Origin of the sequence: Bifidobacterium sp. ESL0704 (assembly GCF_029392075.1) — a bacterium.
Classification (GTDB): domain Bacteria; phylum Actinomycetota; class Actinomycetes; order Actinomycetales; family Bifidobacteriaceae; genus Bifidobacterium.
The window spans coordinates 69060-92970 of sequence record NZ_CP113929.1; the positions used below are offsets into that span (position 1 = coordinate 69060).

12 protein-coding genes, 1 tRNA gene and 1 pseudogene are annotated in these 23911 nt (G+C 57.3%); 3 read left to right on the forward strand and 11 right to left on the reverse strand.

Annotated features, from left to right (window positions below):
• Positions 1–139 precede the first annotated feature (139 nt).
• From OZX64_RS00265 to OZX64_RS00280, 4 genes are all read right to left on the reverse strand, one after another.
• Positions 140–2614 (reverse strand): hypothetical protein, encoded by a 2475-nt coding sequence (locus tag OZX64_RS00265; RefSeq protein ID WP_277172938.1) that lies wholly within the window; start codon positions 2612–2614, stop codon positions 140–142.
• 165 nt (positions 2615–2779) lie between these two features.
• A complete protein-coding gene (murJ, locus tag OZX64_RS00270; protein ID WP_277172940.1) occupies positions 2780–5317 on the reverse strand; it encodes a murein biosynthesis integral membrane protein MurJ in 2538 nt (845 codons plus the stop codon).
• Positions 5314–8166 (reverse strand): DUF6049 family protein, encoded by a 2853-nt coding sequence (locus OZX64_RS00275; RefSeq protein WP_277172942.1) that lies wholly within the window; start codon positions 8164–8166, stop codon positions 5314–5316. Before OZX64_RS00275 ends, murJ begins: the two co-directional genes overlap by 4 nt.
• Positions 8163–8855, reverse strand: coding sequence for an NUDIX hydrolase (locus OZX64_RS00280; RefSeq protein WP_277172944.1), 693 nt, complete (start codon positions 8853–8855; stop codon positions 8163–8165). The genes OZX64_RS00275 and OZX64_RS00280 overlap by 4 nt, the downstream gene beginning before the upstream one ends.
• An 864-nt stretch (positions 8856–9719) precedes the next feature.
• Here OZX64_RS00280 and OZX64_RS00285 point away from each other — a divergent pair.
• Positions 9720–11144, forward strand: a complete 1425-nt coding sequence (locus OZX64_RS00285) for a CCA tRNA nucleotidyltransferase (protein ID WP_277172946.1) — start codon at positions 9720–9722, stop codon at positions 11142–11144.
• Between the two features lie 26 nt (positions 11145–11170).
• On the opposite strand, the gene OZX64_RS00290 is transcribed toward OZX64_RS00285, so the two are convergent.
• The 4 genes from OZX64_RS00290 to OZX64_RS00305 form a co-directional block, all read right to left on the reverse strand.
• Positions 11171–11800 carry a LytR C-terminal domain-containing protein gene (locus OZX64_RS00290; protein WP_277156630.1) on the reverse strand — a complete coding sequence of 210 codons (630 nt, stop codon included), beginning with the start codon at positions 11798–11800 and terminating at the stop codon, positions 11171–11173.
• A 259-nt stretch (positions 11801–12059) separates the two neighbouring features.
• Complete coding sequence (gene rsmA, locus OZX64_RS00295) at positions 12060–13007, reverse strand: 16S rRNA (adenine(1518)-N(6)/adenine(1519)-N(6))-dimethyltransferase RsmA (RefSeq protein ID WP_277172948.1); 948 nt, start codon at positions 13005–13007, stop codon at positions 12060–12062.
• A gap of 309 nt (positions 13008–13316) precedes the next feature.
• Positions 13317–14843 carry a G5 domain-containing protein gene (locus OZX64_RS00300; RefSeq protein ID WP_277172950.1) on the reverse strand — a complete coding sequence of 509 codons (1527 nt, stop codon included), beginning with the start codon at positions 14841–14843 and terminating at the stop codon, positions 13317–13319.
• Positions 14844–15371: 528 nt separating this feature from the next.
• Positions 15372–15445: transfer RNA gene (locus OZX64_RS00305), tRNA-Thr, on the reverse strand.
• Positions 15446–15965: 520 nt separating this feature from the next.
• Between OZX64_RS00305 and OZX64_RS00310 the strand changes: the two genes are divergently transcribed.
• Positions 15966–16961 carry a thioredoxin domain-containing protein gene (locus tag OZX64_RS00310; protein WP_277172952.1) on the forward strand — a complete coding sequence of 332 codons (996 nt, stop codon included), beginning with the start codon at positions 15966–15968 and terminating at the stop codon, positions 16959–16961.
• Positions 16962–17458: 497 nt separating this feature from the next.
• Here OZX64_RS00310 and OZX64_RS00315 read toward each other — a convergent pair whose 3' ends face one another.
• From OZX64_RS00315 to OZX64_RS00325, 3 genes and pseudogenes are all read right to left on the reverse strand, one after another.
• Complete coding sequence (locus tag OZX64_RS00315) at positions 17459–18412, reverse strand: thioredoxin domain-containing protein (RefSeq protein ID WP_277172954.1); 954 nt, start codon at positions 18410–18412, stop codon at positions 17459–17461.
• A gap of 1823 nt (positions 18413–20235) precedes the next feature.
• Positions 20236–21303: pseudogene (locus tag OZX64_RS08855) on the reverse strand (serine/threonine-protein kinase); the annotation flags it as partial.
• A gap of 1021 nt (positions 21304–22324) precedes the next feature.
• Positions 22325–23290, reverse strand: coding sequence for a hypothetical protein (locus tag OZX64_RS00325; protein ID WP_277172958.1), 966 nt, complete (start codon positions 23288–23290; stop codon positions 22325–22327).
• A gap of 119 nt (positions 23291–23409) precedes the next feature.
• On the opposite strand from OZX64_RS00325, the gene OZX64_RS00330 reads away from it, so the two are divergent.
• On the forward strand, positions 23410–23871 hold the full coding sequence (locus OZX64_RS00330; protein WP_277172960.1) for a hypothetical protein: 462 nt from the start codon (positions 23410–23412) through the stop codon (positions 23869–23871).
• Positions 23872–23911 lie beyond the last annotated feature (40 nt).

The window sequence follows — 23911 nt, forward strand, 5'->3', positions numbered from 1 at the left end:
CGTGCGGACGCTTCAGCGACACTCTGGAGAGATGACGACAGTGTCGGCGGGCACTCCCGCGTGTGCCCAATCACGGTGGCTTATCGTCGGGGCCGCGGTGCATCCTCCATCGCCCCGTTCTTGATTTGGCGGCTACGCCCTAGAACAGTTGGACGTGGTTGATGTAGAGGGAATGGTTCGGCAGGGAGTCCATGGGGACCCAGAGCATGAAGTCCTGGGACTTGACGGGTTTGGCCAGCTTGACCTCTGTGGTGCCGCTCTCGTCGAAGGTGAACTGCGCGACCTGCTGGCCGGCGTTCGGGTCCTGAGTGGTGTTGGCGATGAGATAGCCCGTACCGCCGGAAGTGCGGATCTGGACCACGAACCGGGTGACGGTCGCAGGATCGCTGACATGCATGTAATATGCAAGGCCGTTCTGCCCGGCAGGCTGACGGTAGAACTCCTGCTTGTCGATGGTCAGCGGCGTATTGTTCACCGGAATCGAGGGCGCGGGCACGGCGTTGGCGACCTTGTCGGAGGTAATGACTTTGGAGCTGGAGCTGGAGCTGGAGCTGGAACCCGCTTCAGACTTCGAAGTTGACCCGTTGGACGAGCCGTTCGAAGAATCACTGTTTTGCTTTTTGGAGCTTTCGGAACCGGCCGAGCCTTGTGCATCATTGCCCGCTCCGTTGCCTTGAGCGCCGAAGGGCACTTTGTTGAGGTTCATATCGGGCCATGGGTCGGAGCTGGATTGCTGGTAGCTGCCCGCGCCTCTGCTGTTATGGCCGGTGAGCACGAACGCGGCGACCCCTGCGGCCGCAAGAATCAGCACGATGACGGCGATGATGGCGACGGCTTTGGTGGTGAGTTTGCCGAGCAAGGGGGTGTCGGCGATATCGTCGCTGGTCGGGTTGGTGGATTGCTGATGGGCCCGCTGCTGAGGCGTGAAGCTGGGAGGCGTGATGACAGGGTTGGCGGCGTCGATGGCCTCTTGCTCCGCCTGCAGCGCCTGTGCGGACTCGTGCCCCGGCTCGATGAAATTCCCGTTGGCGTCAAGCAGCGGAATGCGGCCTGTGGCTTCAGTACGGTTTCCTGGGGTGACGTCGTGCGTGCCGTCGACATCACCCTTCATGGCGAAGTCAAATTGCATCGTCGGATTGGTGTTTTGCACGGCGTTCTGGTCGAAATCCGAGAAGATGGAGTCGTCGGCGGTCGAATCGAAGGATTTGAAAGCATCCGCCATTTCCGCGGCGGTCAGATCGTGCAGATCCATGCGCGGGGCCGCAGCGTTGGTCAAATCATCAGAAGCGCTGGGCTGATTGCTGCCTGACTTGCCGTGTTGACGCCACCATTTCGAGGATTTGTCTTGTGAGGATTTCGCCGAATTCGAATCCTTTGCGGAGGCGCGGTTTCCGTTGGTGCCGTTGGCGCTGCCGGGGGCGGGCGGAACATTTGACTTGGCATCTTTGCTCGGTGACGGTGCTGGGCCGTTTTGCGGCAATGCCGGCTTCGGCTTGTTCGACATGTTGCCGGAAGCTGGATTGGTTGCGGCTTTCTTTTGGCTCGGCGAACCTGTCTGTAACGGTTTACCGCCATGCTGGGTGGCAGCCGCAGAAGCCGTGGCAGCCGCAGCGGAACCGATGTGGTGAGCCGCCGTCTGCGCTTGTTTCCGCGCTGTGCCGGTTAAAGCGGAGGCTCCCGCAGCTGCGGCGGCAACGCCTTGTGCCGCCGCAGATTCCGCTGCGCTGGCGGCCTGACGCGCACGGAACTGCAACTGGTTGGTCGAAAGATTTTGTGGAAAATCAAGCAGGTTATTTGGCCGAGTCCTGCGAAGTGGAAGCCTCTGAATCGAAGCCTCGCCATCGGAATTGGGTCGCTTTATTTCACTTGCCGGAAGCGTTGCCAACGGTTTGGCCTCGCCCAGCAACGCCACAAGCTCGGACAGGGAGACCATCGAAAGGGTCGGACTGCCATCCGCATCGTTGATGGGCAGCCCGCGTTCGCAGATGATACGCAATTCTTCCGGAGTGTCTTCCGGCAACGCGGAAAGGTCAAAATCCTTGATTTCCGAAGTCCATTTGCCGATGAGCATGGCGTAAATCAGCGACGCGAGTTCGTGGATTGCGCGCATCTCCGGTTGGAGGCTTCTTTGCGCGGGGGTATCGGTGAACATCTCCTGAAGAGGGGCGTCGGCGATCTGGACACCTTTTGAGGTAATGCGAATGATGTCGGTGCTCAGGGACTTCATGCCCAAGTCGTCACGCAGCAGTGTTTCGAGTCCGTCGGCGACTTCGGCGATGACGGAATGCATGGCTGTGTAGCTAAGCTTGCGCGTGCCGTGCCCGATGAAATCGTTGAGCGAAAGTCCTCGGTCCAGTTGCGTGATAAGCACGGGGACGTCATCGACGCGCTGCATCTGGATAACCGGTGTGAAATGAGGGTTGCGCGAAAGGGTGAGCGTCGAAGCGATGGCCTCGAAACTGGGGATGGCAGCCTTGTCGGTGACGATGAAGAGCTGGCAATCGCGCGCGAGGACGCGGTCATTGGCTTTCCACGCTTCGAGCCCAGGTACGCTACGCAGCGGCGACACCAACGTATATCTGCTGATGACGATATCTCCCAGCTGTGGCTTCATAATGTCCTCGACCCTATACGCAAACGAATGTAAACAATGTCAGGCGACAAACCGCCCCTTTCATTCTATCCATGTCGGTGGCCGGACGGGAAGGTTTTGTGGCAAGGTTTCGTGTCGATTTGCCTGATATCGGTGGCTTGACGAGTCGGTTTCGGCGGCATCATCTCAGCGTGCGCGATGGCGGACGGCTTTGGAGATTTGCTTTTTCATCGCCATTGCGCTGTCGCCGGCAACCGGTGGCAAGCCCAGAGATGCCGCGGTAAGCCAAGCGAAATCAACGGCCGAAGCCGAGCGTTCGTGGCCGGATTCGGCGTTGGACTTGTCATCAGAGTCGTGCGACGGGATGCCGTCTGCGTCGAAAAGCGGCTTGATCGATGAAGCCAGGAGTTCGTCATCGGACTGGTCGCCGGAATTGATGGGTTCGATAGGAAGCGACGGAAGGCCCGTCTTATCGGTGCCTTTTGAGTGCGGGTGTTCGGCCATGGAGGCGAGCGCCGAATCATCCGATAGCTTGAGATTCTCTGATTGTCCGGGTTCTTGGGATTCCGGGGCGGTGAGTGACTGCTCGGTGTCTCGTAACGTCGGCTTGGACTCGCAGGCGCTGTCGGCCGCCGTGTCGATCGGCTGATTGCTCTGCCATGCATGATCATCCGATGGGCCGCTGTCCAACGAATCGAAGCCAATCGGATCATAGTGCCTCGGATGGCTTACTCCGAAGGGAAATTTTTCTCCCAGATGCCGGGCAGACCTCGTTTCCGTATCGGCGGGATCGGCGTTCGTGAAAGGCATACCTTCCACTGTAGCGCTCCTGATGGTGGCGTGCTGCTCGGGAACCGACGTTTCTTTCGGCATATCGAAGCCGTCTGTTTGGGACGTGTCCGATTCGTCGGTCTGCGACGTGTCCGGCACGTCCGGTTCGTCGGGAACGCCGAAATTGTCGGGAATGCCCGCATCCTCGATTTCCTGGCCGACGTCATCGCCGGTTCCGGAAGCGCCGTGGTCTCCGAGATTTCCGGTGCTAGCGCCGCCGGGGAGTCTGATACCGAATTTGGCGGCGAGCGTTCGTGCGATCGGCATCAATTCGTGTGTACGAAGTACCCACAACGTAGCGATATACAGCAGGATGATGACGATGGTCAGCACGCAGCAGACGCCCACTGCCTGCAGCCAGTTCATGTGCCCGCCGCGTACGCCCGAGCCCGGTTCGATGTCGGCGTGGAAGAGCGCGTAGGTCGGATAGCGCAGCAGCAGGCCACCCGCGATGGCGACCAGCGTGGCGATGATGCCTTTGGCATAGGTCGCGGTGATGCGTTTGCCGTCGATATCGCCGTTGAAACGTTTGCGGATCATGATCAGCAGTGTCGGGAACGAGAGGATGTAGCCGGCCGCGCTCGAGAACGCGAGCAGCGAAGCCCAATTCGAAGGCGAGATGAACAGGCAACCGACCAGCAGGATGCCGATTTGTATGATGTTCTGGATGACGACGAACAGGAAGGGATGGTAGCCGTCCTCAAAGCCGTAGAAGGTGCGCTGGATAAGCAGGTAGGCCGAGGAAATCGGTAGGCTCAGCGAAAGCAGGCTCATCGGCGTGGCCATCAGCACGGCTTCCTTGACGCTGACGCTGGGCAGTAGGGCCAGCGCGATCGGCGTGGGCATCACCACGAAGGCGACGGTGAAGAAGCACATCATGAGCCATACGTTGCGCAGGGATTCGCTTAGGTCGCCGCGCGCGGCGTCGATGTTGTGGTCGGCGATGGCCTGGGCGATTTTCGGGAAGACGGCCGTCGCCACGGAGACGGCGATCAGTGAATACGGCAGGATGTAAATGGTGTAGGCGTTCTGGTACGAGGCGTTGCCGGCGACGTCGAACTGACTTAAGTGCTGGGCCGCGGCGGCCTTTCCGGGGATGCTGGTCAGCACGCGGTTATTGACGATGTTCGAGATCTGCCCGGCCACGACGATGCCGAGACTCCAAGCCGCCACAGGGCCCATCGAGCGCAGGCCGATGCCGTGGATGCCCCAGCTCGGGCGGTAATGGATGCCGATACGGAAAAGCGGAATGAAGAGGATCAGCGCTTGGAAGGCCACGCCGAGCGTCCACGTGCCGGCCGTAAGCGCTATTTTGCCGGTGGTCCAGTAACCGAGCGGCTGGTGGCTGGAACGGCCGAACATCAGGATGAACACGGTGAAACCGATGCAGCTGATGACGTTCGCGCCCACCGAACTCCAGGAGTAGGCGCCGAAATGGTCTTTCGCCGCGAGGATTTGGCCGATGACCGTATAGAGCCCGTAGAAGAAGATCTGCGGGACGCACCAGAAGGTGAACGCGGTGGAAAGTGCGAGCATATCCGGCCCGGCGTGGACGTAAAGGCGCACCAGCAGCGGGGTGAGCGCGGCCACCAGCGCAGTGACCCCGGCTAAGAGGACGATGGCGAAGGTGATGAGCTTGTTGAGCCGGTCTTCGGCGTCCTTGGCCTTGAGCGTGCGCACGATTTGCGGAACGAGCACCGCGTTGAAGATGCCGCCGGAAACCAGCGTGAAGATGACTTGCGGAATCGTGGAGCCGGCCTGATAGGCGTTCGCCGCAAGACCGGTGGTGCCCAAAGCCGCCGCCAGAAGGATGGTGCGTACTTGGCCGGTGACACGGCTCGCTGCCGTGCCCACGGCCATAACCATGGAATTATGACCTACAGAAGAACTCATTCGTCAGGATCTTTCTTGCGATTGAATTGGCGCCACAGGCCGAGTACACCCAGAACCAGCGCGATTGCAATGAAAATCATGCCGCTCATGTCGCTTAAGCGCAAGGTGCTGGTGATGCGTGTCGACTGCGGAGTGGAGAATTCGTCTCCCCTGCGGTCGGTGAGTGTGAGACGCGCCGTGGCGGTGCCGGAAGTCGAGACGCGCACGTTGAAGGTGGTCTGGGCCTCGCTGCGGGCGGGAATGGAAAGCGTGGCGAAACGTGTCGTGACGATTTCCATCGAATCGGAGAGCGACGAAATCTTGACCGTGACCGGGTAAGGGTGGTTGTTGCTCACGGTTACCGGCATTTTCGCGGATTCGCTCAAGACGGTGATGGATTCCGAAGGGGTGATCTTGATGCCGTTCATCAGTTGGGAGGCGAGGTTCTGGGCGCTCGCGACCATGTGTTTGGCGACGGTGTCGCTGCGGGAAAGCGCATGCAAGGCGATGGTGCTTTGCGTGCTTGAGATGGCGGCGATCCAGTCGCAGCCGTTCTTCGAGCGTTTCGCCGTGGCGTCGGCGTCTTGGCGTGCGAGCGATTGCGCGTCGCCGGTGTCGGTTTTGCCGCCGTTGACATTGTCGGTTTTACCACTGAGCAGATTATTGCCATTGCTGTTTGAAGGCGAGGAAGGCGTGGTGTTTTCGGAATCGCTCGATTGAGCTGAAATGCCGTCCGCTTTCGAACCCGGTTTTGCCCCGGTTGCTGGAGCCGAGCCCGGTTTCGCGCCGGAGGCTGAACCTGAGCCCGATTGGGTATCGGATTTGGAATCTGACGAATTGCTTTGCCCGCTTTGTGTTTTCGGCGTTCCGGAATCATTCGCACCGCCGGATGTTCCTGAATTTCCTGTTGTCCGCGAATTCCCCGAACCGGACGAATCTGCCGAAGACTTATCAAGAATGGATGAATTGAAGCGGTCGATGTCGTTTTTGCCCGCTTCGAGCGCGGTCAGCTCTTGACGGATTTTATGAAGTGCAGAAGCGTGGATATTGGACGAATCCGGAATCGCGGTCGCCGCCTTGTCCCCGGAAAGATAGGCTTTGGCCTGATTCAGATCGCCGATGTTGTTCAACTTGAGCCAAGGCGCCTGCTCCACCGTCTGCATCAAGGTGTCTGCATCCTGCGCGTTGCTCTCGGAATTCGCGGTGGCGGTATTGAAACAGATCAGCAGGTTGCGCGTGGCATAGGGGCTTTCCATCTGGTAGAAAGCGCTTTGTGCCATGAAACGTGCCAGACGGCCGGCAGGGCTTGATTCCCCGTCCACGGTTTTGTCTGTCGGTTTGCCTTGGGCGAGCCTGCTCAGCTCGTTCTGTGCGGTGAGCACGGTGACATCGCCCGCAGACGTGTGAACGGTGTATTTGCCGGTGCGGATGGTGGAATTGGTGTTGCCGTCATCCATGCCCGTGGCGTCCGGCTCGATCACGGTGGAATATCCCTGCGCTCTGGCTGTTTCCAGCGCGTTGATCGTCCAGTGCCCGCGCCCGGGCCAAGCGTAGGCCGGCATATTGGCTTTGGCGTCGCCCACGGCGTCACGATACTGCTTCAGCGCGGTTTCCGAATTCCAGTCTTTGGCTGCGATTCCGGCTTTTTCGTATGAGGTGCCGTCATTGATGGCGGAATATGCGGTGATGTCGAAATCGCCGGACTGCATGATTCCGCTGGATTTCGGGGGCACGGGAAGGCTTTGCGCCAGTGTCGGATCTGTGATCACCTGCAGTCCGGGATGTTTGCTGATCAATTGCTCGACGGGCTGCGAAAGCTTGTGTGCGTTGACGATTTTGGCGGTATCGCCCTCCCCCGCAGTCATGAACTGCGTGAGTTTTTGCCCGTCGACCTGCCATTCGTCACTGGTCAGCGGCATGGCGATGGTGATATCCATCGGAGGGGTGTTCGCGGTTTTGAGACCATCGCTGGAACGGGTCAGGAAGGTGTGGGTGGTGTTGAGATAGGTGCGGTTCGATTTTGCTGAGGTTTTGCCGCTGTCCGTCGAATCACGAGCGAAGGAATAATCGATGCGCAGAGGCTTTGGCCCCCACGAAAGCATGTTCTTCAGGCTTGGTTGGTCGGGGTTCGCATCGATGGTGACGCTGGTTTTCTCGCCTTTGGCGATGGTCGGGACGTTGACCTGCCCGATCTGATTGGGCACCTGGATCCGCGAATTGCCCTGTGCCCATTGCTGCAGGTCCGAGCGTGAGGCGAACGTGTAGTAATCGTTGACGGCCACGCTCAATGTGCCCGCCGGCAACGCCGCGCCGCTCAGGTTGGTAATCGCCACGCTCAGGTGATAGCCCGAAGTCGAAGTGACCACAGGAGTCGAGGCGGCGATGGTCACCGTGGCTTCCTTTTGTGCGCCGTCGGTGTCGTGCACGTTGGAGGCCGAGTCATTTCGGGCGCTGCTGCCGGTGCCGTTTCGTGCCGTTCGTCTTGAGGAAGACGAGGAGTTGTGTGAAGAGCGTGGAGTTGTGGTCGTTTGCGGGTTCCGTGTCTGTCCGTTGGAAGGCCCGGTTTGTTGCGATGGCGCGGGTTCGTTTGGCGTCGTAGGGTTCGCCGGTTCCGTATTGGTATCATCGCTTGGCGAAGACGGGGAGGCGGGGGTTTGCGAAGTGTCGGATCCGCCCGGGTCCGAGGTGCTGCCGGTGGGAGGAGTGGTTTCTGCCTGTTCTGCGGCGAATGCCGTATTCGGAGAGAATATAAGTGCCGATGCGCACAGCAGAGCTATGACGGATGCAACAATCGCCGCAATCCGAGAGGAGACGGACGATCGTTTGTTGCCGGCAAAGATGCGGGTGACGCAGGGGTTCGAGTGGTTCAACCTTCTGCCTGCCTGTTCAGTTTCTTGGCATAAAGCCACACGATTTTACGTTCGTTAGGATAGCTCAGCACGTTGTCAAGGTCATCGAAATCCACCCAGATAGCGTCTTCGGCCTCATGGTCAGGGTCGCCTTCGACGGTAAGGAAGCCGCCGGTCTGCCGTAGCGCGAAGTGATGGACGAGCTTGTGGACGCGTTCGGCCTGGCCGGTGAACCAATAATCGATGGTGGCGATGGAATCGATGATCTCGCCTAATATTCCGGTCTCTTCGTGTACTTCGCGCACGGCGGTCTGTTCGGGGGTCTCCCCTTTTTCGATATGGCCTTTCGGCAGGCACCATTCAAGATGGCCGCTGCGTGAATGGCGTGCGATGAGCGCGACGCGGTTGTGTGAATCGAAAATCAAGCCGCCGGCTGAATATTCACGGGCTACCGGCAGTTCTTGGGCGTCGAGCGTGGCGAATTTCGTGGGACCATGGCCAGCACGGTGATGCGGCATCATCTTTGGCGTCGGTGCGCCGTCAGGTTCGATGAAACGGACGATATGACGTTCGGATTGTGAGGTATAAAGCAATGTGTCGGGCTGGTTGAGTCCGCCGTCGTATCTGCCGGTGTTTCGTCCGTTCGCATTTTGGGTATGGTTGCCCGAGGAGTTGGCCATCATGCGGGCCAGGTCTGCGGGCGTTATCATACAACCCAGCTTACTCAACAGGGTGTGCAGGTGGGGTGACGGGATAGCAAAGAGCACAAAACCAGCGGAATCGTCTTGACGCTGCCGATTTTTCGTTTTTGCCCTTGTGGTATTCGCATCAGGTTATTGTGGCGGCTTTGTGTAGCTAACCGGTCGATTTTGCTGGTTTTCGTATGTTTTTAGGGAGGATGCTATACGTTTCTTGGCAGGGTTGACCGGTTACTCGCAGTAATGTGGGAGTATTAGTGCCGCGATTAGGGCACAACGGCCGACAGGACGGCTGGATGGTCGATCGATTGTTGGCCAATGGCGGGTCAATGCCGTGGGTGGCGGAGACGAGATACGCCAGCATCCGAATCCTGGGGCTGTTGCTGAATGATGGACGCGACGACGATGCTACGATACTGTCACTGTTTGCAGATTATTCCGCGATGATGTCCATTTGTGCCAGCCAGCTGTCACTAAATGGCGAATATCCTGGAAGTGGGTACATTTGAGTGGCCTAGGTGTCATTGAATGGGGACAATTCTAGAAGTAAGTCCATTTGTGCCAGCTAGCTGTCACTAAGCGGAGAATATTCTGAAAGTGGGTCCATTTACATTTGAGTGGCGTAACTGTCATTAAATGGGGAATATTCTGAAAGTAAGTCCATTTGCGCCAGCTAGCTGTCACTAAATGGCGAATATTCTGGAAGTGGGTACATTTGAGTGGCGTAACTGTCAATGAACAATGAATATTGCACGAATGCCGACGTTGACAGGGTTGTCCTCCAGCTGGAGCGCCTGTGTGTCTGATGCCGCGAGGCGCGGGCAACGGTGACGGTATGCTGGAAGGCGCGTGAAATTTGAACGTTGGAGGCAAATCGTGGAGTTTGAGGTGTGGCCTGAGGCCATTGAGCTGGGGCGTATGTTCGCCGAGCAGGGCTACGAGCTTTCGCTGGTGGGCGGACCTGTGCGCGACCTGTTGCTGCACCGCAAAAGCCATGACCTCGATTTCTGCTCTTCCGCACGACCTGAGCAGTTCGAGCCGATTCTGAAGCGTTTCGGCCACGACGGTTTCTGGGACATGGGCCGCAAATTCGGCACGTTGGGCGCGATGCGGCGTCGCAAGGACGGCACCGAAGTCAAGGTCGAGGTCACCACGTACCGCTCCGACAAATACGACCCCGATTCCCGCAAACCCGAGGTCAGCTACGGCGACTCGCTCGAGGGAGATCTTTCCCGGCGCGATTTCACCGTCAATGCGATGGCCCTGCGTGTGCCTGATCTGGAATTTGTCGACCCGTTCGGCGGCGCCAGCGATCTGGCCAAAGGTATTCTGCGCACGCCGGTCGACCCGCGACAGTCCTTCGAGGACGATCCGTTGCGCATGATGCGCGCGGTGCGGTTCGTGGCCCAGCTCGGTTTCCGCATCGAGCCGGACACCGCCGAAGCCATCACCGATATGGTCGACCGCATCTCCATCGTCTCCGCCGAGCGCGTGCGTGATGAGATCACCAAGTTGCTGCTTTCGCAGCGCCCGCACGAGGGTATCGAGGCGCTGTGCGATTCTGGTTTAGCCGATATCGTATTGCCTGAAATTCCGGCGCTGAAGCTGGAAATCGACGAGCATCATCGTCATAAGGACGTTTTCGAGCATACGTTGATGGTGCTCGACCGCGCGATCGCTCTGGAAACCGGTCCCGACGGCCCGGTGCCCGCGCCTGATTTGACCTTGCGTCTGGCCGCGTTGCTGCACGACATCGGCAAGCCCGCCACGCGCCGCTTCGAACCGCACGGCAAGGTCAGCTTCCACCATCACGACGCGGTGGGCGCGAAACTGGTGCGCAAGCGGATGAAGGCGCTGCGTTTCGACAGGCATCTCATCCAGGACGTCAGCGAGCTGGTGAACCTGCATCTGCGCTTCCACGGCTACGTCGATGAACCTTGGACGGACTCCGCTGTTCGCCGGTATGTCAAGGATTCCGGCCATCTTTACGAGCGTCTGAACCGTCTGACCCGCGCCGACGCGACCACGCAGAACAAGCGCAAGGCGCTGATGTTCTCGGATGCGATGGACGAGCTGGAAGCCCGCGTCAAGGAGCTCAAACAGCAGGAGGACTTCGACGCGATTCGACCGGATGTCAACGGCAACGAAATCATCGAGATCTTGGGTATCAAGCCTGGCCCGGAGGTCGGCCGCGCCTACAAGCACATGCTTGATTTCCGCCTTGACCACGGCCCCGCTGACCACGACACCGCCGTCGCTGAACTCAAGCGTTGGGCCGCGGAAGAGGGACTAATCGGCTGATTGCAAGCTCGGCTGATTGCAAGTATTTACTGCTTTTTCTGACGGAAATCCTTGGGAATCTTTTTGGCGTCGATTTTGTTCGGCGGCGTGCAACCCTTGATGTTCTTGATTTGGGTGCCGGCGGCGGGTATTGATTCTTTATCCGCCAGATCGGTGAATGTCGAGCCGATGACCACGCTTACGACCTTGTCCTGCCTGTTGTCCAGCACCAGTTTGGCGTCGGTGAAATTGCTATAGACCGTATAGGCCTGCGCAATGTTGTTCATTCCGAAATAAATGGTGGTCCGTTCCATTCTCCGTGAACCAAAATCGCCGACGCTGGACACGTTGAAATTACGGTTTTGCAGGGCTTCGCCGACTGCCTTGGCGAGGCCGACCGACTTCGTGCCGTTGAGGACGTTGACCTCGATGTTGCCATTTTGCATGTAGGTCGCGGGATTTTTGTCCGAATCGTTGGAAACGCAGACAAGTGGCGCGCCGAAGTTGGTTTGTGCCTGTGGCACCCCGGCATTGCTTTTGCCGATGGTGTGGAAGAAGACGAAGAACGAGGCCACCAGCGCCACGACCAAGACGGCTGAAATCGTTGAAAACACGCGCACCTGACGATGATGCACATATTCCTTGCGTGCCTTGCGCTCGTCGCTAAATTGCTGCATTGTCCATTCCTGTCAACCCGTGCCTGCGCCATTCCTATCAGCGCGTGGGGTCTCCGACGTGTTAAGGATTTGGCGAAATATCGACGTTTTCACTTTACCGTGAGAGTGTGACGCGCGAGGCGTGGCTGCCGCTTGGCCGTTTTGCGCCATACATAAGTCGCTGAGTGACGCTGACCGGCTTAAATATGGCGGCTATTGTGGGTATCGCCAGATTTGGGCCGCTGAGGTCTGCTAAGTGGCTTATTTATGGCGCGATTCTTTATGCCTCGGGGTATGTGGCTTGCTCTGCTGCGGTCGCCAGAGCGGCGAATTCATTGACGGTCAGGGTCTCGCCGCGTCTGGTCGGGTCGATGTCGGCTTTGGCGAACGCTTCCGCGGGTACCAGCTTTTTCAGGGCTGCGTGAAGTGTTTTGCGGCGTTGGCCGAAAGCGGCGTCGATGAGTTGGAACACCTTCTCGCGACTGGCTTTTGAGGTTATGTTCCTGTCGTCATTTTCGGCATAGCGCGTAAACGAGACCAATGCGGAATCGACGTTCGGCGCGGGCCAGAAGACGTTGCGCCCCACCAGACCGACGCGCTCGGCCTGCCCGTACCATGCCAGTTTCACGCTCGGGGTGCCGTAGATCTTGGAGCCGGGCTTGGCCGCGAGTCGGTCGGCCACCTCCTTCTGCACCATGACAAGGAAATGATCGAGATTTTCGAACCGCTCGAGCAGCGTCAGCAATATCGGCGTCGCCACATTGTATGGCAAATTGGAAACCAGGGTGAACGGGTTGTTGCTGCTGGTAGCGTTCGGCGCGAAGTCCGGCAACGTCTTCGGGCTCAGGCTCATCGCGTCGGCGGTGACGACGGTAAGCCGATTGGCTGCTTCGGGCATGAATTGCGCGACGGTTTCCGGCAGGCGAGCGGCCAGGGCCGGGTCGATTTCCACCGCGGTGACGGCAGCTCCGGTTTCCAGCAATGCCAAGGTGAGTGAACCCAGCCCCGGACCGACTTCGAGCACGCGGGTATCGGCGGTGACCCTGGCCTCGCGCACAATGCGCCGCACCGTGCCCGGGTCGATGACGAAGTTCTGCCCGAATTTCTTGGTCGGGCTGATTCCGGCCTCGGCCGCGATGCGCCGGATATCCCCCGCTCCCAGCAGATGGCCGGTATGTCCCGTCGCGTCGTCTGTCAAACTGCCTCCGTCTGTCGTTTGCTCATTCATGCCTTCAAAGATACCCTTGGCACGCGAATCGATGTGTTTGCGGGCTTGGCAAGCCGTTGGGTTGTCGAGAATGCGTTGCTGAAATGTCAGTTATACAGCATATTCGAGTTGAAGTGTCAGCTATAACTTGCTATTGAAGCGGATGGGACGAATGCTCCGGCGATGCCTGAAATTTTATATGGAAAGGCGAAAATTCCAGCCATGTCTGCGATTTCGGGATTCAATGGTTCGGATTCGGGTCATCGCAGTTATGCTAATCACCAAATCTGGGCTCGCAGATTGTGGGCGATACTCGGCGATTTGCGCGTATCAGTAACCATGATGAGCTTGCCAGAAGGCCCAGGCTTTCCTTGGGCTGCCGTACGCATTGTGGATGTAGTTCAGGCCCCAATCGATTTGTGTGCCAGCGTTGTCTTTCCAATCAGACCCGAAAGTAGCCATTTTCCTGCCGGGGTATGACTGAGGTATGCCGTATGGCGCGTTTTCTGGAGTGCCGTCGGCCATATGCCGGTTCAGTGCGTTCCAACTCCAGCCGGATTCCATGGTCCACATGGTGATGAGTGGCTGACAATCCTGCTCGCCCCAACCCCAGCTACTGTGTTGCATCACCATAGCGCAGGCATATCCCTGTGCGGCGCTTGGGCTCGCGTGCCACAGGCCGCCATGGCTAGGTGACGGAGGCGTGGGTGCCGGCGCCGGTGTAGGTGTCGGGGTAGGCGTCGAGGGCTGTGGCGGCTGGCTTGGCTGCTGAGGCTGCTGTGGTTGTGACGGTTGACTTGGCTGGCTGGGTTGCGGCGTTGGGGTCGAAGGTGTGGGTGTTGACGGGGTCGAGCTGCCTGAGTCGTCTTTGCCTGAATTGTCCTTGTCTTTGCCGTCGTTCTTGTTCGAATCGCTGTTGCCGTTCGAGCCCGTATCGGTGCTGTTACCGGAGGAATCGCCATTGCTACCGCTATCGCCCGTAGACGGTGCAGGAGTCGGCGTTGCGGCAGGCCCTACGGCCACAACCTGGTCGAGGGCCACCTGCGTGACGGTTTCGGACTCCAATGTGGAGCTTTCGGCCTGGCCGTCGACGTAGGTGACGTCGTAGATCTGCCGTTTGTTGCCGTTTTGGCCTGCCTGACGAATTTCGGTCTGGCCGGGCTGCAGGCTGGAATCAACCACGGTGCGCGTGGCGAACGGCAAGCTGACGTCTTTCGTCTCCTGGCCGTGCGTGACGCGTTGGACGCGCAGGATGGTCTGCCCGTTCTCGACGCTCACGCTGACGCGATCGTCCTTGCCGACCGTGATGTTCTTGGAATCGAGAATCGAAGCGGCCGTAAGCTTGCCGTTGGGGGCGATCGAGGTCTTGCCGTCGGCGATGACGGTGACCGGGCCGGCCTTGTTGATCACGAACCCGCCGGTGAGCTGGTTGTAGACGTTGCCCACGTCGACCGACACCTTCGTGGCATTGCGCTCATTGGCCTTGAAGAACCCGAGCAACTGGTCGGCGCTGGTGGCGTACGTCCAGAAGGGGACTTCCTGGCCCTCGATGTTGATGGTGGTCTGGTAAGCGCTGCGCACGGTGACCACATCGTGGTTCTTGAGGCCCGCTTTCTCGTCGGTGGAGTCGATGAAATCGTGGGTTTTGGCTTTCACGCCTTGCGATTCAAGGAATCTGGGGACGGATGCGGAGTAGGTGGTCACGGTTTTGGTCGCGCCGTTGACCGTCAGGGCTACCGTCTTGCGTGCGGTGATGGCGAAGAAGACGATGCTGGCCAGCAGCACCACGCCCACGCAAACCGCCACGCGAATCCTGCGCAAGGTGACGAACCGCCGTGGAGTCCATCGACGTGCCATGAAAACCCCCTGAAGTAGTGTGCGGAATATGCCGCGTATTCCTGCTGCTCAATCTAGTCTACAGGCTATCGGTTTCGCTATGAGTGTGCCATGCGTGATCGGTCTGTTTGGTCGAGATTGTGCAAAGAAAGGGTGAATCAGGAAGAAAAGCGCCAAAACGGACCCAAAATAGCGCTTTTCTTCCTGACCGCTCTTTGCTCGCAGAAAAGGGAAAGGGGCGGGAGAGAAGGGGATATTCCCGCCCCTAAAGGGCGAAGCAAATTGGGGGAAGCTACGCCCTTGGACGTCGTCCCCCATATGAAGAGGAACAACGCTTACTTACTCGAGCGCGAGTAATATCGTCGGCGCCTCCTTCACGCCGGAACCGTTGGGCTTGGCTGGTGCCGTCACCGCAACGCACGCAAACCACTCTCGTGGCTCTTACAACAAATCCGTTACTACTTCAGCCGAAGCGAATTGCTTGCCTCAACTGCAAACATGTACAACACAAAAACAACATATGTCTTTCACCGCAACATTGCACCGGTGAGCCTCCTGTCGGGATCGAACCGACGACCTGCCGCTTACAAGGCGGCCGCTCTGGCCATCTGAGCTAAGGAGGCGTTGGTTTCAATCGTATCCGACAAAACCAGACAGCCTCTCACTTTAACAGCAAGGCTCGATTACTTTCATGTATCGTGGTAATGTTCCAAGCTGGAGGTCGATGACTTTCCGCGATTCGCACAATTTGCGGGGAAAATTAAAATAGGATAAAATATATCAGAATTTGATAAAAGTCAATCGTTCTACGTTTATTTCATCTTTGGGAACTTACAAATATCGATGCATCAAAAGCGTTGCTATAAAAGGATTTCTGTACTACTTTTTGATTTTACGTCATATGGAATAGTGGTGCGTTTCGCGCAAAAAAACTTCGCTAAACGATACACAATTCGTAAGGTTTTGACGCATGAGATATGCTAAATAGCGTTGTTTCTCGTACATTTTGCATGGCATTGTACTTTTAAAGGAATGCTATATAGCATGTTTGGGTAGGAATGCTAAGGCGTGAACTAGCCGGTAATGCGCGAAGGTTTGGTAGAGAGGCAATGTTGCTAGCGCAAAGAGTATAGAGGACGGAGTATGGCTCGGCAGACAGGCAATGGCTACGCACAGGCGCCAGCAGATTTTTCTTGGTTTGATGGTGCAGACGCAGGCGATTTGTTGATTCAGGCACGGCGGGCACAGGAAGCCAAAGAACGTAAGCAGCGCCGTATCATCGGCTTTGTCGCGTTTATTCTTGTAGTAATTTTTATTGCGGTTATTGCCCTGGTGAGTTACCGGTCTATTGTCAAGCGCAATGCGGCGCAGGATATTAGCGAGGACCAGGCATACAGGGCATTGCAGAACGTGAAAGTGAAGCCACAATACGCTAATGATAAGGGTGGCATACTTTTTTCGAAAGTCGGGTATGGCAAGAAGGCCGCCAACGCCCCCACGCTGGAAATCTACACCGATCCGATGTGCCCTGGTTGTGCCGTGCTGCATCAGCAGATGGATGCGACGTTGCGTACGCTGCTGGATTCCGGCCAGATCAATCTTGAAATTCATCCGGTGACATTCCTTGACAATATGTCGACGGATCATTATTCTTCGCGAGCCGATAACGGCTTGGCCTATATTGCTTCCCACGATCCCGATCCCGACCATCTTCTGGATTTCATCACCAACATTCATAGCGACTCCTTCCAGCCTGAAGAGGCCGCCAACTACAAGCCGGTGAATAATCGGCGATTGCAAGAGCAGGCCGAGGCGGCAGGGGTGCCTGCGGATATTGCGAGCAAAGCCTTCGGCGGTGAATACGATCCCTGGCTCTCCGCCGCTGCGCAATATACGTTGCGTCGCCCGGAACTTAAGGACGTCGCCGGCCAGTTCAAGGGCAAACTCACTACGCCGGTAGTGGTCATCAACGGCAAAATGCTTGATATCTCAGGAATTTCCGATATTGGACTCACCTATAAAGTGGCTATTCTTCAGTCCATAGGCCTCGCCAACGCGGATGTAGGCATAGTCGGCAAACAACCGGCGATCGGCAGCACAGGCAATCCTACGTTCCCCAAGACGCAGCCTTCCGTGTGAATGTCTTCCACGTGAATACCCCGGCTGTGCGCATTGACTTCGGCCTCCTAAATTTCCCTGATTTTTCCTGCCTGATTTATTTGCATATATTTCGGTTGTGTGAGCTGATATCTCAGCGCCATCGCTCCTCTGCTCTTGTCGGCATGGCGTGATGCTCAATTTCTCGGCATTGCTTGCATCGTCTCGTATGCCCTCGTCTGGTAGATAAAGGTGGAGCTGAGGCGTGATGAGGCGGGTCAAAATGCGTGTCTGCGATGAGGCGGGTCAAAATGCGTGTCTGCGATGAGGCAGGCCAAAGTACGCGTCTGCGATAGGCCAAAGCATTCTGTCACTTGGTTTTGATTGGTTGAGACCAGTGCTCCCCCAGCCGGATGCGTCCGGATAACTGTGTCAGTCACTAATAAAAATAGCGGCGGACCGCCACGTGAATGGTGAATCCGCCGCCGTTTTTATTAGTGGCCTCTTATTGAGCCCGGTTAATAGACGAAACCGACTGATTAATCCAAGGATTCAGGCGCGCCGGTACCGATCTTCGGCATAACGCCTTTCTTACCCAGCTGCGATTCCTTGATTCCCAGTTCCTTGAGCAAGGCCTGCCGTTGTGTGAGGCCCAGCTGCGCCAATTCGCTCATGTCCATCAGTTTGCCGTTGACAGTGACGGCCGGGGTGCTCAGAGATCCTTCGCTGTTCAGCAGCTCCGGACGCTTGAGGGTGTATTTGTAGACGGCCTTGAGCCACGGGTTGTACTGACCGCCAAACGCTTTGTTCGCAACGCTGCGGGAGACGCCGGCAGCGATGGCCTGCTGGGCGATCTTGTCGTTGCTCGTTGGCTGGTAATTGGTCTCCGAAGGCTGGAAATCCTCGGCATAGAGATTGGTGACGAAGCCAAGCAGATGGTCGACGTTCGGGTCGTGGCTGGCTATGTAGAGAATCGCGCCGCTTGCTCGTGTGGAGTATTGGTCGCTTGAATCGGGATCGAGGAAGTTCATTGGATGGTAGACGAGGTTGATTTGACCGGCGTCGACCATCTTAGTGAGGTCCGAATCGATTTGGCGATGAAGGCTGCCGCAACCGGGGCACAACGGATCCATATAGATTTCAACGGTCGGCGCTTTCGCGATCTTCTTGCCGAAGCCGTTCTTGGAAAGGGGAATGCCGCCCTTGTCGTCTGCCGCGCTGGGCTTTACCTTTACTTTTTGCAAAGCGCTGTAAGTCTGATTGGACGTGACTTTCTTGGCAACGTTTGCTTTGTGAATGGAACGGAAACTGACGATGGCGATGATGGCAACAAGGATGACGATGACGGCGACGACGATAGCGCCGATGATGGTCTGTTGCTTGCGTTCCTTGGCGGCAGCCTCTTCGAGCGCTTTCTGACGCGCCGCTTCTTCGGCCTGGCGTCTGGCTCTCATCTTGCGCTTTTGCCTTTTATTGTTGCCCTGCTGTGCCATATGCCCTTCTTTGTGATTGCAAAATACTGTCAACCGCTGGTTGGCCCTTTGTCGTAGCGACTGAAGCACCAACGCATTGCAATAGACCTAATGTTCTTTATTTTGCACGTATGGGTGGATGAAATAGCTTTGGGGCGAACGCTGATTGCATTTTGCGGCCAGCGCGCACACCCAGATGGAGGCAATTAAATAAGGAACGGCTTGATTGCAGGGCTGGATTTTTCAATGCCCTGGTTTGGGTGTGCGGACTCCACTTATAGAAGTTATAGAAGCGGAATCCAGTTGATCTGCTGATTGCTGAGAGCGAACGCCAGCGCCGCGAGCGTTGCTATCAGCCAAATCGTCAACAATACCCAGCGACGGGCCGAATGGTGTTTTCCGGGATTTGCACCATCGATGTTCAGTTCATCTTCGGCGTCGACATCGTCTGTATCATATCCTCGATTGGGCTGATTGCCGTATCCATTATCTGCGAAATTCGGTGAAACGAATCGGGATCCTGCTGCGGCGTCCGGCTTGGGATAGGCTGCCCCGCGCAGTCTGCCGGCGCCGATACGCAACAGTGTACTCTTCGGGCCGAAAACGACGGCAATCCAGGCGGCGGCCATGAATATCGCCAGCGAAGCGCTCGAATAGGAGAGGGAAAGATCCGCCGGCAAGGCAAGCGGAAGATGCAAGGGGCCGAGAGGCAAAGTGACCATGCGCATGGGAAGCCCCGAAACCAGATTGACGACCACCGGGCCCACGCCGGCGATGAAGATGAGCGCCAGCGCTCGCGGGACGGTGAACAGCAGAGCTTTGAGGGTATGCCAAGGCAGGCTTACCGTACGCAGCGCCGTGTCCCCGCCTTTGCGGATGCCGCCGTGACGACCCTCGCGCCCAAGTTGCCCCTCTTCGCTGTAACCCAACGTCAGAAGGAACCAAAGCAGGGCCGTGGCGCAACAAATCGAGATGAGCGGTGCCGAAGCCGAAAGCAGCGCGAGCGGAATCGCCAGAAGCCAAAGCGGCAGGACGGAACGCGAAAGGAGCCTGCCGCGTCTGGCGTCCGCCGGATTTGTGATTGTGGCTGATTCCGGTTGCATGGATTGGAGCGTGGTCTGGGCTTGTGCCTGCTGGGGCATATAGCCTTGCTGCGCGTTCGGCTGTCCATATATATATGGTGCGTATGGTGCGCTTGCCGCGTACGGTGCGCCTTGTGGCTGCCCCTGTTGTGCGTCAGCGAAACGTTGCTGTGCGGCAGCTGGCTGGGCGACTGTGAGCGGCATAGTGGCGGTTTCGGTTTGTTGCGTCGTCCTTGGTTCCGTTGCAGGAAGAGGCGAGGTCTGTTCGAGACCTTGTGTTGCCCCTGTGCCGAGCGGCATTGTGGCGGTTGCGTTGCGAGCCATCGTGGAAGTCGCTGCCAGGTCTTGCGCCGTTGGGGGCGGCAAGGTCTGGGTAGCCTCGTCGTTTGGAATCGAAGATAGGTCGGGGTTCGTGTATGGCGTTTGATTCGTTGGCGGTCGACCGGTGTTGTATCCGGTTTTTCGCGTTCCTGCCGGTGGTCGGCTCGTGGCTGGTTCGATTGGCATCGCTCGCGTCGATCCGCGTATCTGGCGGTGTGGTTGCTTGATCTGGGCGTTTGAGACAACATCGTCGGCGGCGCGTTGCAATGGTTTCAATGCGGCATTGCCGTTTGAGGCCGCTGTTGCGGGAATGGCATCGGTCCAAGCGGCTCGGGGATTGTTTGGGGCCGTGCCTACCCAATCCGTGTCAGGCCGAGGCGTTCGGCTAAAAGGGGGCACCACCCCTTCGGACCCATCGCCCAGCTCGCCGTTTTCGAACGGGTTCAGGGCATCGAGCGTGATGGCTTGCAGCAATTGGTCGGGGCTGCAGCGCTTGGCAGGGTCGGGGTTGAGCGCGCTTCGCAGTGCGTTCAACGTATTGGGCGGAAGGCCGGCGAGATTGGCGTTGCCGCTCGCCTCGCGCTCGAGCACCGCCATCATCGGCTTGCTGCCGAAAACCGGTCTGCCAGTAGCGGCGAAGGCGATGACGCTGGCGAGCGACCACCAGTCGGTGGCCTCATTGCTTTCCGCGCCGTCGATGATTTCGGGGGCGATGAAACCGGGCGTGCCCATCACCAGACCGGTGCGGGTGACGTGGCTTTCCCCGGCGCTCATGGCGATGCCGAAATCGACCAAGACCGGGCCCGAGGCGCTTACCATGACATTCGTGGGCTTGATGTCGCGGTGGATGATGCCTTGCGCGTGCACTGCGCGGACCGCGTCGATGAGCTTGGAAGCCAGACGCTGCAGATCGTCGCCGACATATCGGCCGTTCGCCGCCACGTCATCGCGCAGGTTCTTGCCTTCGATCAGTTCCGTGACGATGAAAGCGAGGGAATCGTCGAGTTCCATGTCGACGATGGCGCAGACACCTGGGTGGTTGATTTTGCGCATGGCCACTGCCTCGCGCCGCATGCGCTCGCGGGCCGTGACGTGCGGATCGTGGCTGCGGTGATGCGATGTATGGCTTTCGGAACCATAATCTGATTGAGCTGAATAGGCGCTGGTGTTTTCATCGTTCCGGCCATAACTGGTAGTGCCGAATCCGTTGCCGGCTGTGTTGTTGCTTGTGGAACTGTAACCTGCGGAACCGTTCTCGCTGTAGTTGTCCGCATTGCCATAATTCTCGGAATTGTCTTGCGATGACATTTCGTCGTTCTGATAACTGTTCCCGCCGGCAACGCTTTCGTCCTTGAGTGAATCGCGCAGGATTTTCATGGCGTATATCTGCCCGCCGTCATCGCGCACCCGCCAGACCGAGCCCATCGCGCCGCCGCCCAGCCGTGAGATCAGCGTGTATCCGCCGACAATCTCCCCGGGTTCCAGGTCCAACGCGTTCAAGTCGCTCATATGGTCAATACTATCGAGACCGCTGCATCGTTACTGGGTTATCTGCGCTGTTCTTCATGGGTGCATGTTTCCGGCGGTACTGTCGAAAAGGTGCGGGTTGCCTCAAGTAGGGTGCATGTTTGTGACGCTACTGTCAAAAAGGTGCAGGCTACCTCAAGTAGGGTGCATGTTTCCAACGGTAGCGTCAAAAAGGTGCAGGTTGCCTCAAGTAAAGTGTATGTTTCCAACGGTAGCATCAAAAAGGAGCGGGTTGCCTCGGGTAGGGCGCGTGTTTGTGACGCTACTGTCAAAAAGGTGCGGGTTGCCTCAAGTAGGGTGCATGTTTCCGACGGTGGTGTCGGGAAGATGCAGGCTGCCGTGTCTAAAGTGCTTGTTTCTGGCGGTGGTGTCAAAAAAGTGCGGGTTGCCTCGGGTAGGGCGCGTGTTTGTGACGCTACTGTCGGGAAGGTGCGGGTTGGCTCGAGTGGAGTGCATGTTTCCGGCGGTAATGTCAAAAAGATGCGGGTTAGTCCGAGTAGGGTGCATGTTTCTGACGGTAATGTCAAAAAGTGCAGGCTACCTCAAGTAAAGTGCTTGTTTCTGGCGGTGGTGTCAAAAAAGTGCGGGTTAGCCCGGGTAGGGTGCATATTTCCGACGGTAATGTCTGAAAGGTGCGGGTTGCCTCGGGTAGGGCGCGTGTTTATGACGCTACTGTCGGAAAGGTGCGGGTTGGCTCGGGTAGAGTGCATGTTTCCGACGGTAATGTCTGAAAGGTGTATTTTGCCGTGTCTAAAGTGCGTGTTTCTGGCGGTGGTGTCAAAAGGGTGCGGGTTATCTCGAGTAGGGTGCATGTTTCCGGCGGTAATGTCTGAAAGGTGCAGGTTGCCTCAAGCAAAGTGTATGTTTCCAACGGTGGTGTCGGGAAGATGCAGGCTGCCGTGTCTAAAGTGCATGTTTGTGACGCTACTGTCGGAAAAATGCGCGTTTGCAGTTGGGGCAGGAAGCTATACGGCCTGAAGTGTCGCAACGAGGCTTGTCTGATTCACCAAAGAGCCTTTCCCATCGGCACCCCGTTGTTGAGAAGCTTCTGGATGAGAGTCTGCGGCCGTCTGAGCTCTTCGTAATCCGTACGCAGAATGGCGGTTACTCCAGCACGGCGCAACGCATCTTCGCGGTTGCGCTCGTCGTAAACCACTCGCCGTGTGTCATGCCCGTTTGTCATATGCTGGTTTGTGTATTTTTCCATGCCGTCGTATTCCAGGACCACTGTTTTGTGGTCACATGTCCAGAGGAAATCGGTGCGGAAAATATGCTTTCGATTGGCCGGGTCGCGGAATTCGTGTTGCAGCTCGGGTCGTGCAAGTCCGGCTTCGAGTATTGTTGCGCGGCACAATGATTCGCCGCCGTTCTCGCTTTTCTCATCCGCGTCACGCAGAAGCTTCTGTATTGGTGAGCAGTCTTTACGCAACCCGGAACACGTGTCAGCGATGTCTTTTCGTGTTGTCATTCCGAAACGCAATGCGGAGTCGAAAATTCCCAGAGATTGCATATAGGAATATCGCAAGCCGCAATCTACCAGCGTTCGTTCTGGAGGGGTGATACGGATTCCGTCATGGACGATGAATGTTAGCGGGTGCACGTATATCTTCTCGATCGTGCCTGATGGGCGAGGTGGTATTGAAGTGTCCGCAGCGATTTGCACATGTCCCAATCTATCGTTGTACCCAGGGCATTCAAGCCCCAGTATCAGTGCGGCACTCATCGCGCCGAATACTTTTTGGGGATATTTGGCTGCTAGAGCGCGGATTAGGTGTAGGGCGCGTTCTCGTGGGTTGAGCTTGTTATAGTACTCGCTTCGTGCATAGACATTCGGGTATAAGCGGACGTATTCGTGGGCAAGCCAGCGTTTGCGCATGGACCTCTTCTGGTTTGCTGTTACGCCGAAGAAGTAGCGTTGGCATTGCTGGGCGTCATCGGCTATCTGCTCTATTTCCTGATTGCGTCTCATAGAACCGACGCTAGGCGATAAGTGCTCGACAGGAAAGCTGTGCGGGCAACTGTGGTCGGATGCTTGGGGTTATCCACAATCCCGGGCGTGTCGCGGCTGACTTGTCCACAAGTTTGAAGATGCCAGTGACCACTTGTCCACAAAATCAGGTGTGCTGGGATGGTATTCACAATGTCCTGATGAATGGCGATGCCGTGGGGAACATCAAGGTGCGTATTTGGGACGCTGCCGTCAGAAACATGCAATTTATCCTGAGTAAGGTGCATGTTTGTGACGCTGGTGTCAGAAACGTGCGGGTTGGCTGGTCAAGGGTGCATGTTTGTGACGCTGGTGTCGGGAAAGTGCAATTTATCCTGAGTAAGGTGCATGTTTTTGGCGCTGCCGTCAGAAACGTGCGGGTTGGCTGGTCAAGGGTGCATGTTTGTGACGCTGGTGTCGGGAAAGTGCAATTTATCCTGAGTAAGGTGCATGTTTTTGGCGCTGCCGTCAGAAACGTGCGGGTTGGCTGTTCTGGGACGCATGTTTTTGACGCTGATGTTAGAAAAGTGTGCGAAATGCGAGCAAAGGATGGGCAGGAATAGCCGCGAGCGCGGCAAGGTCAGTTTCGGGGTGACGGTTAAG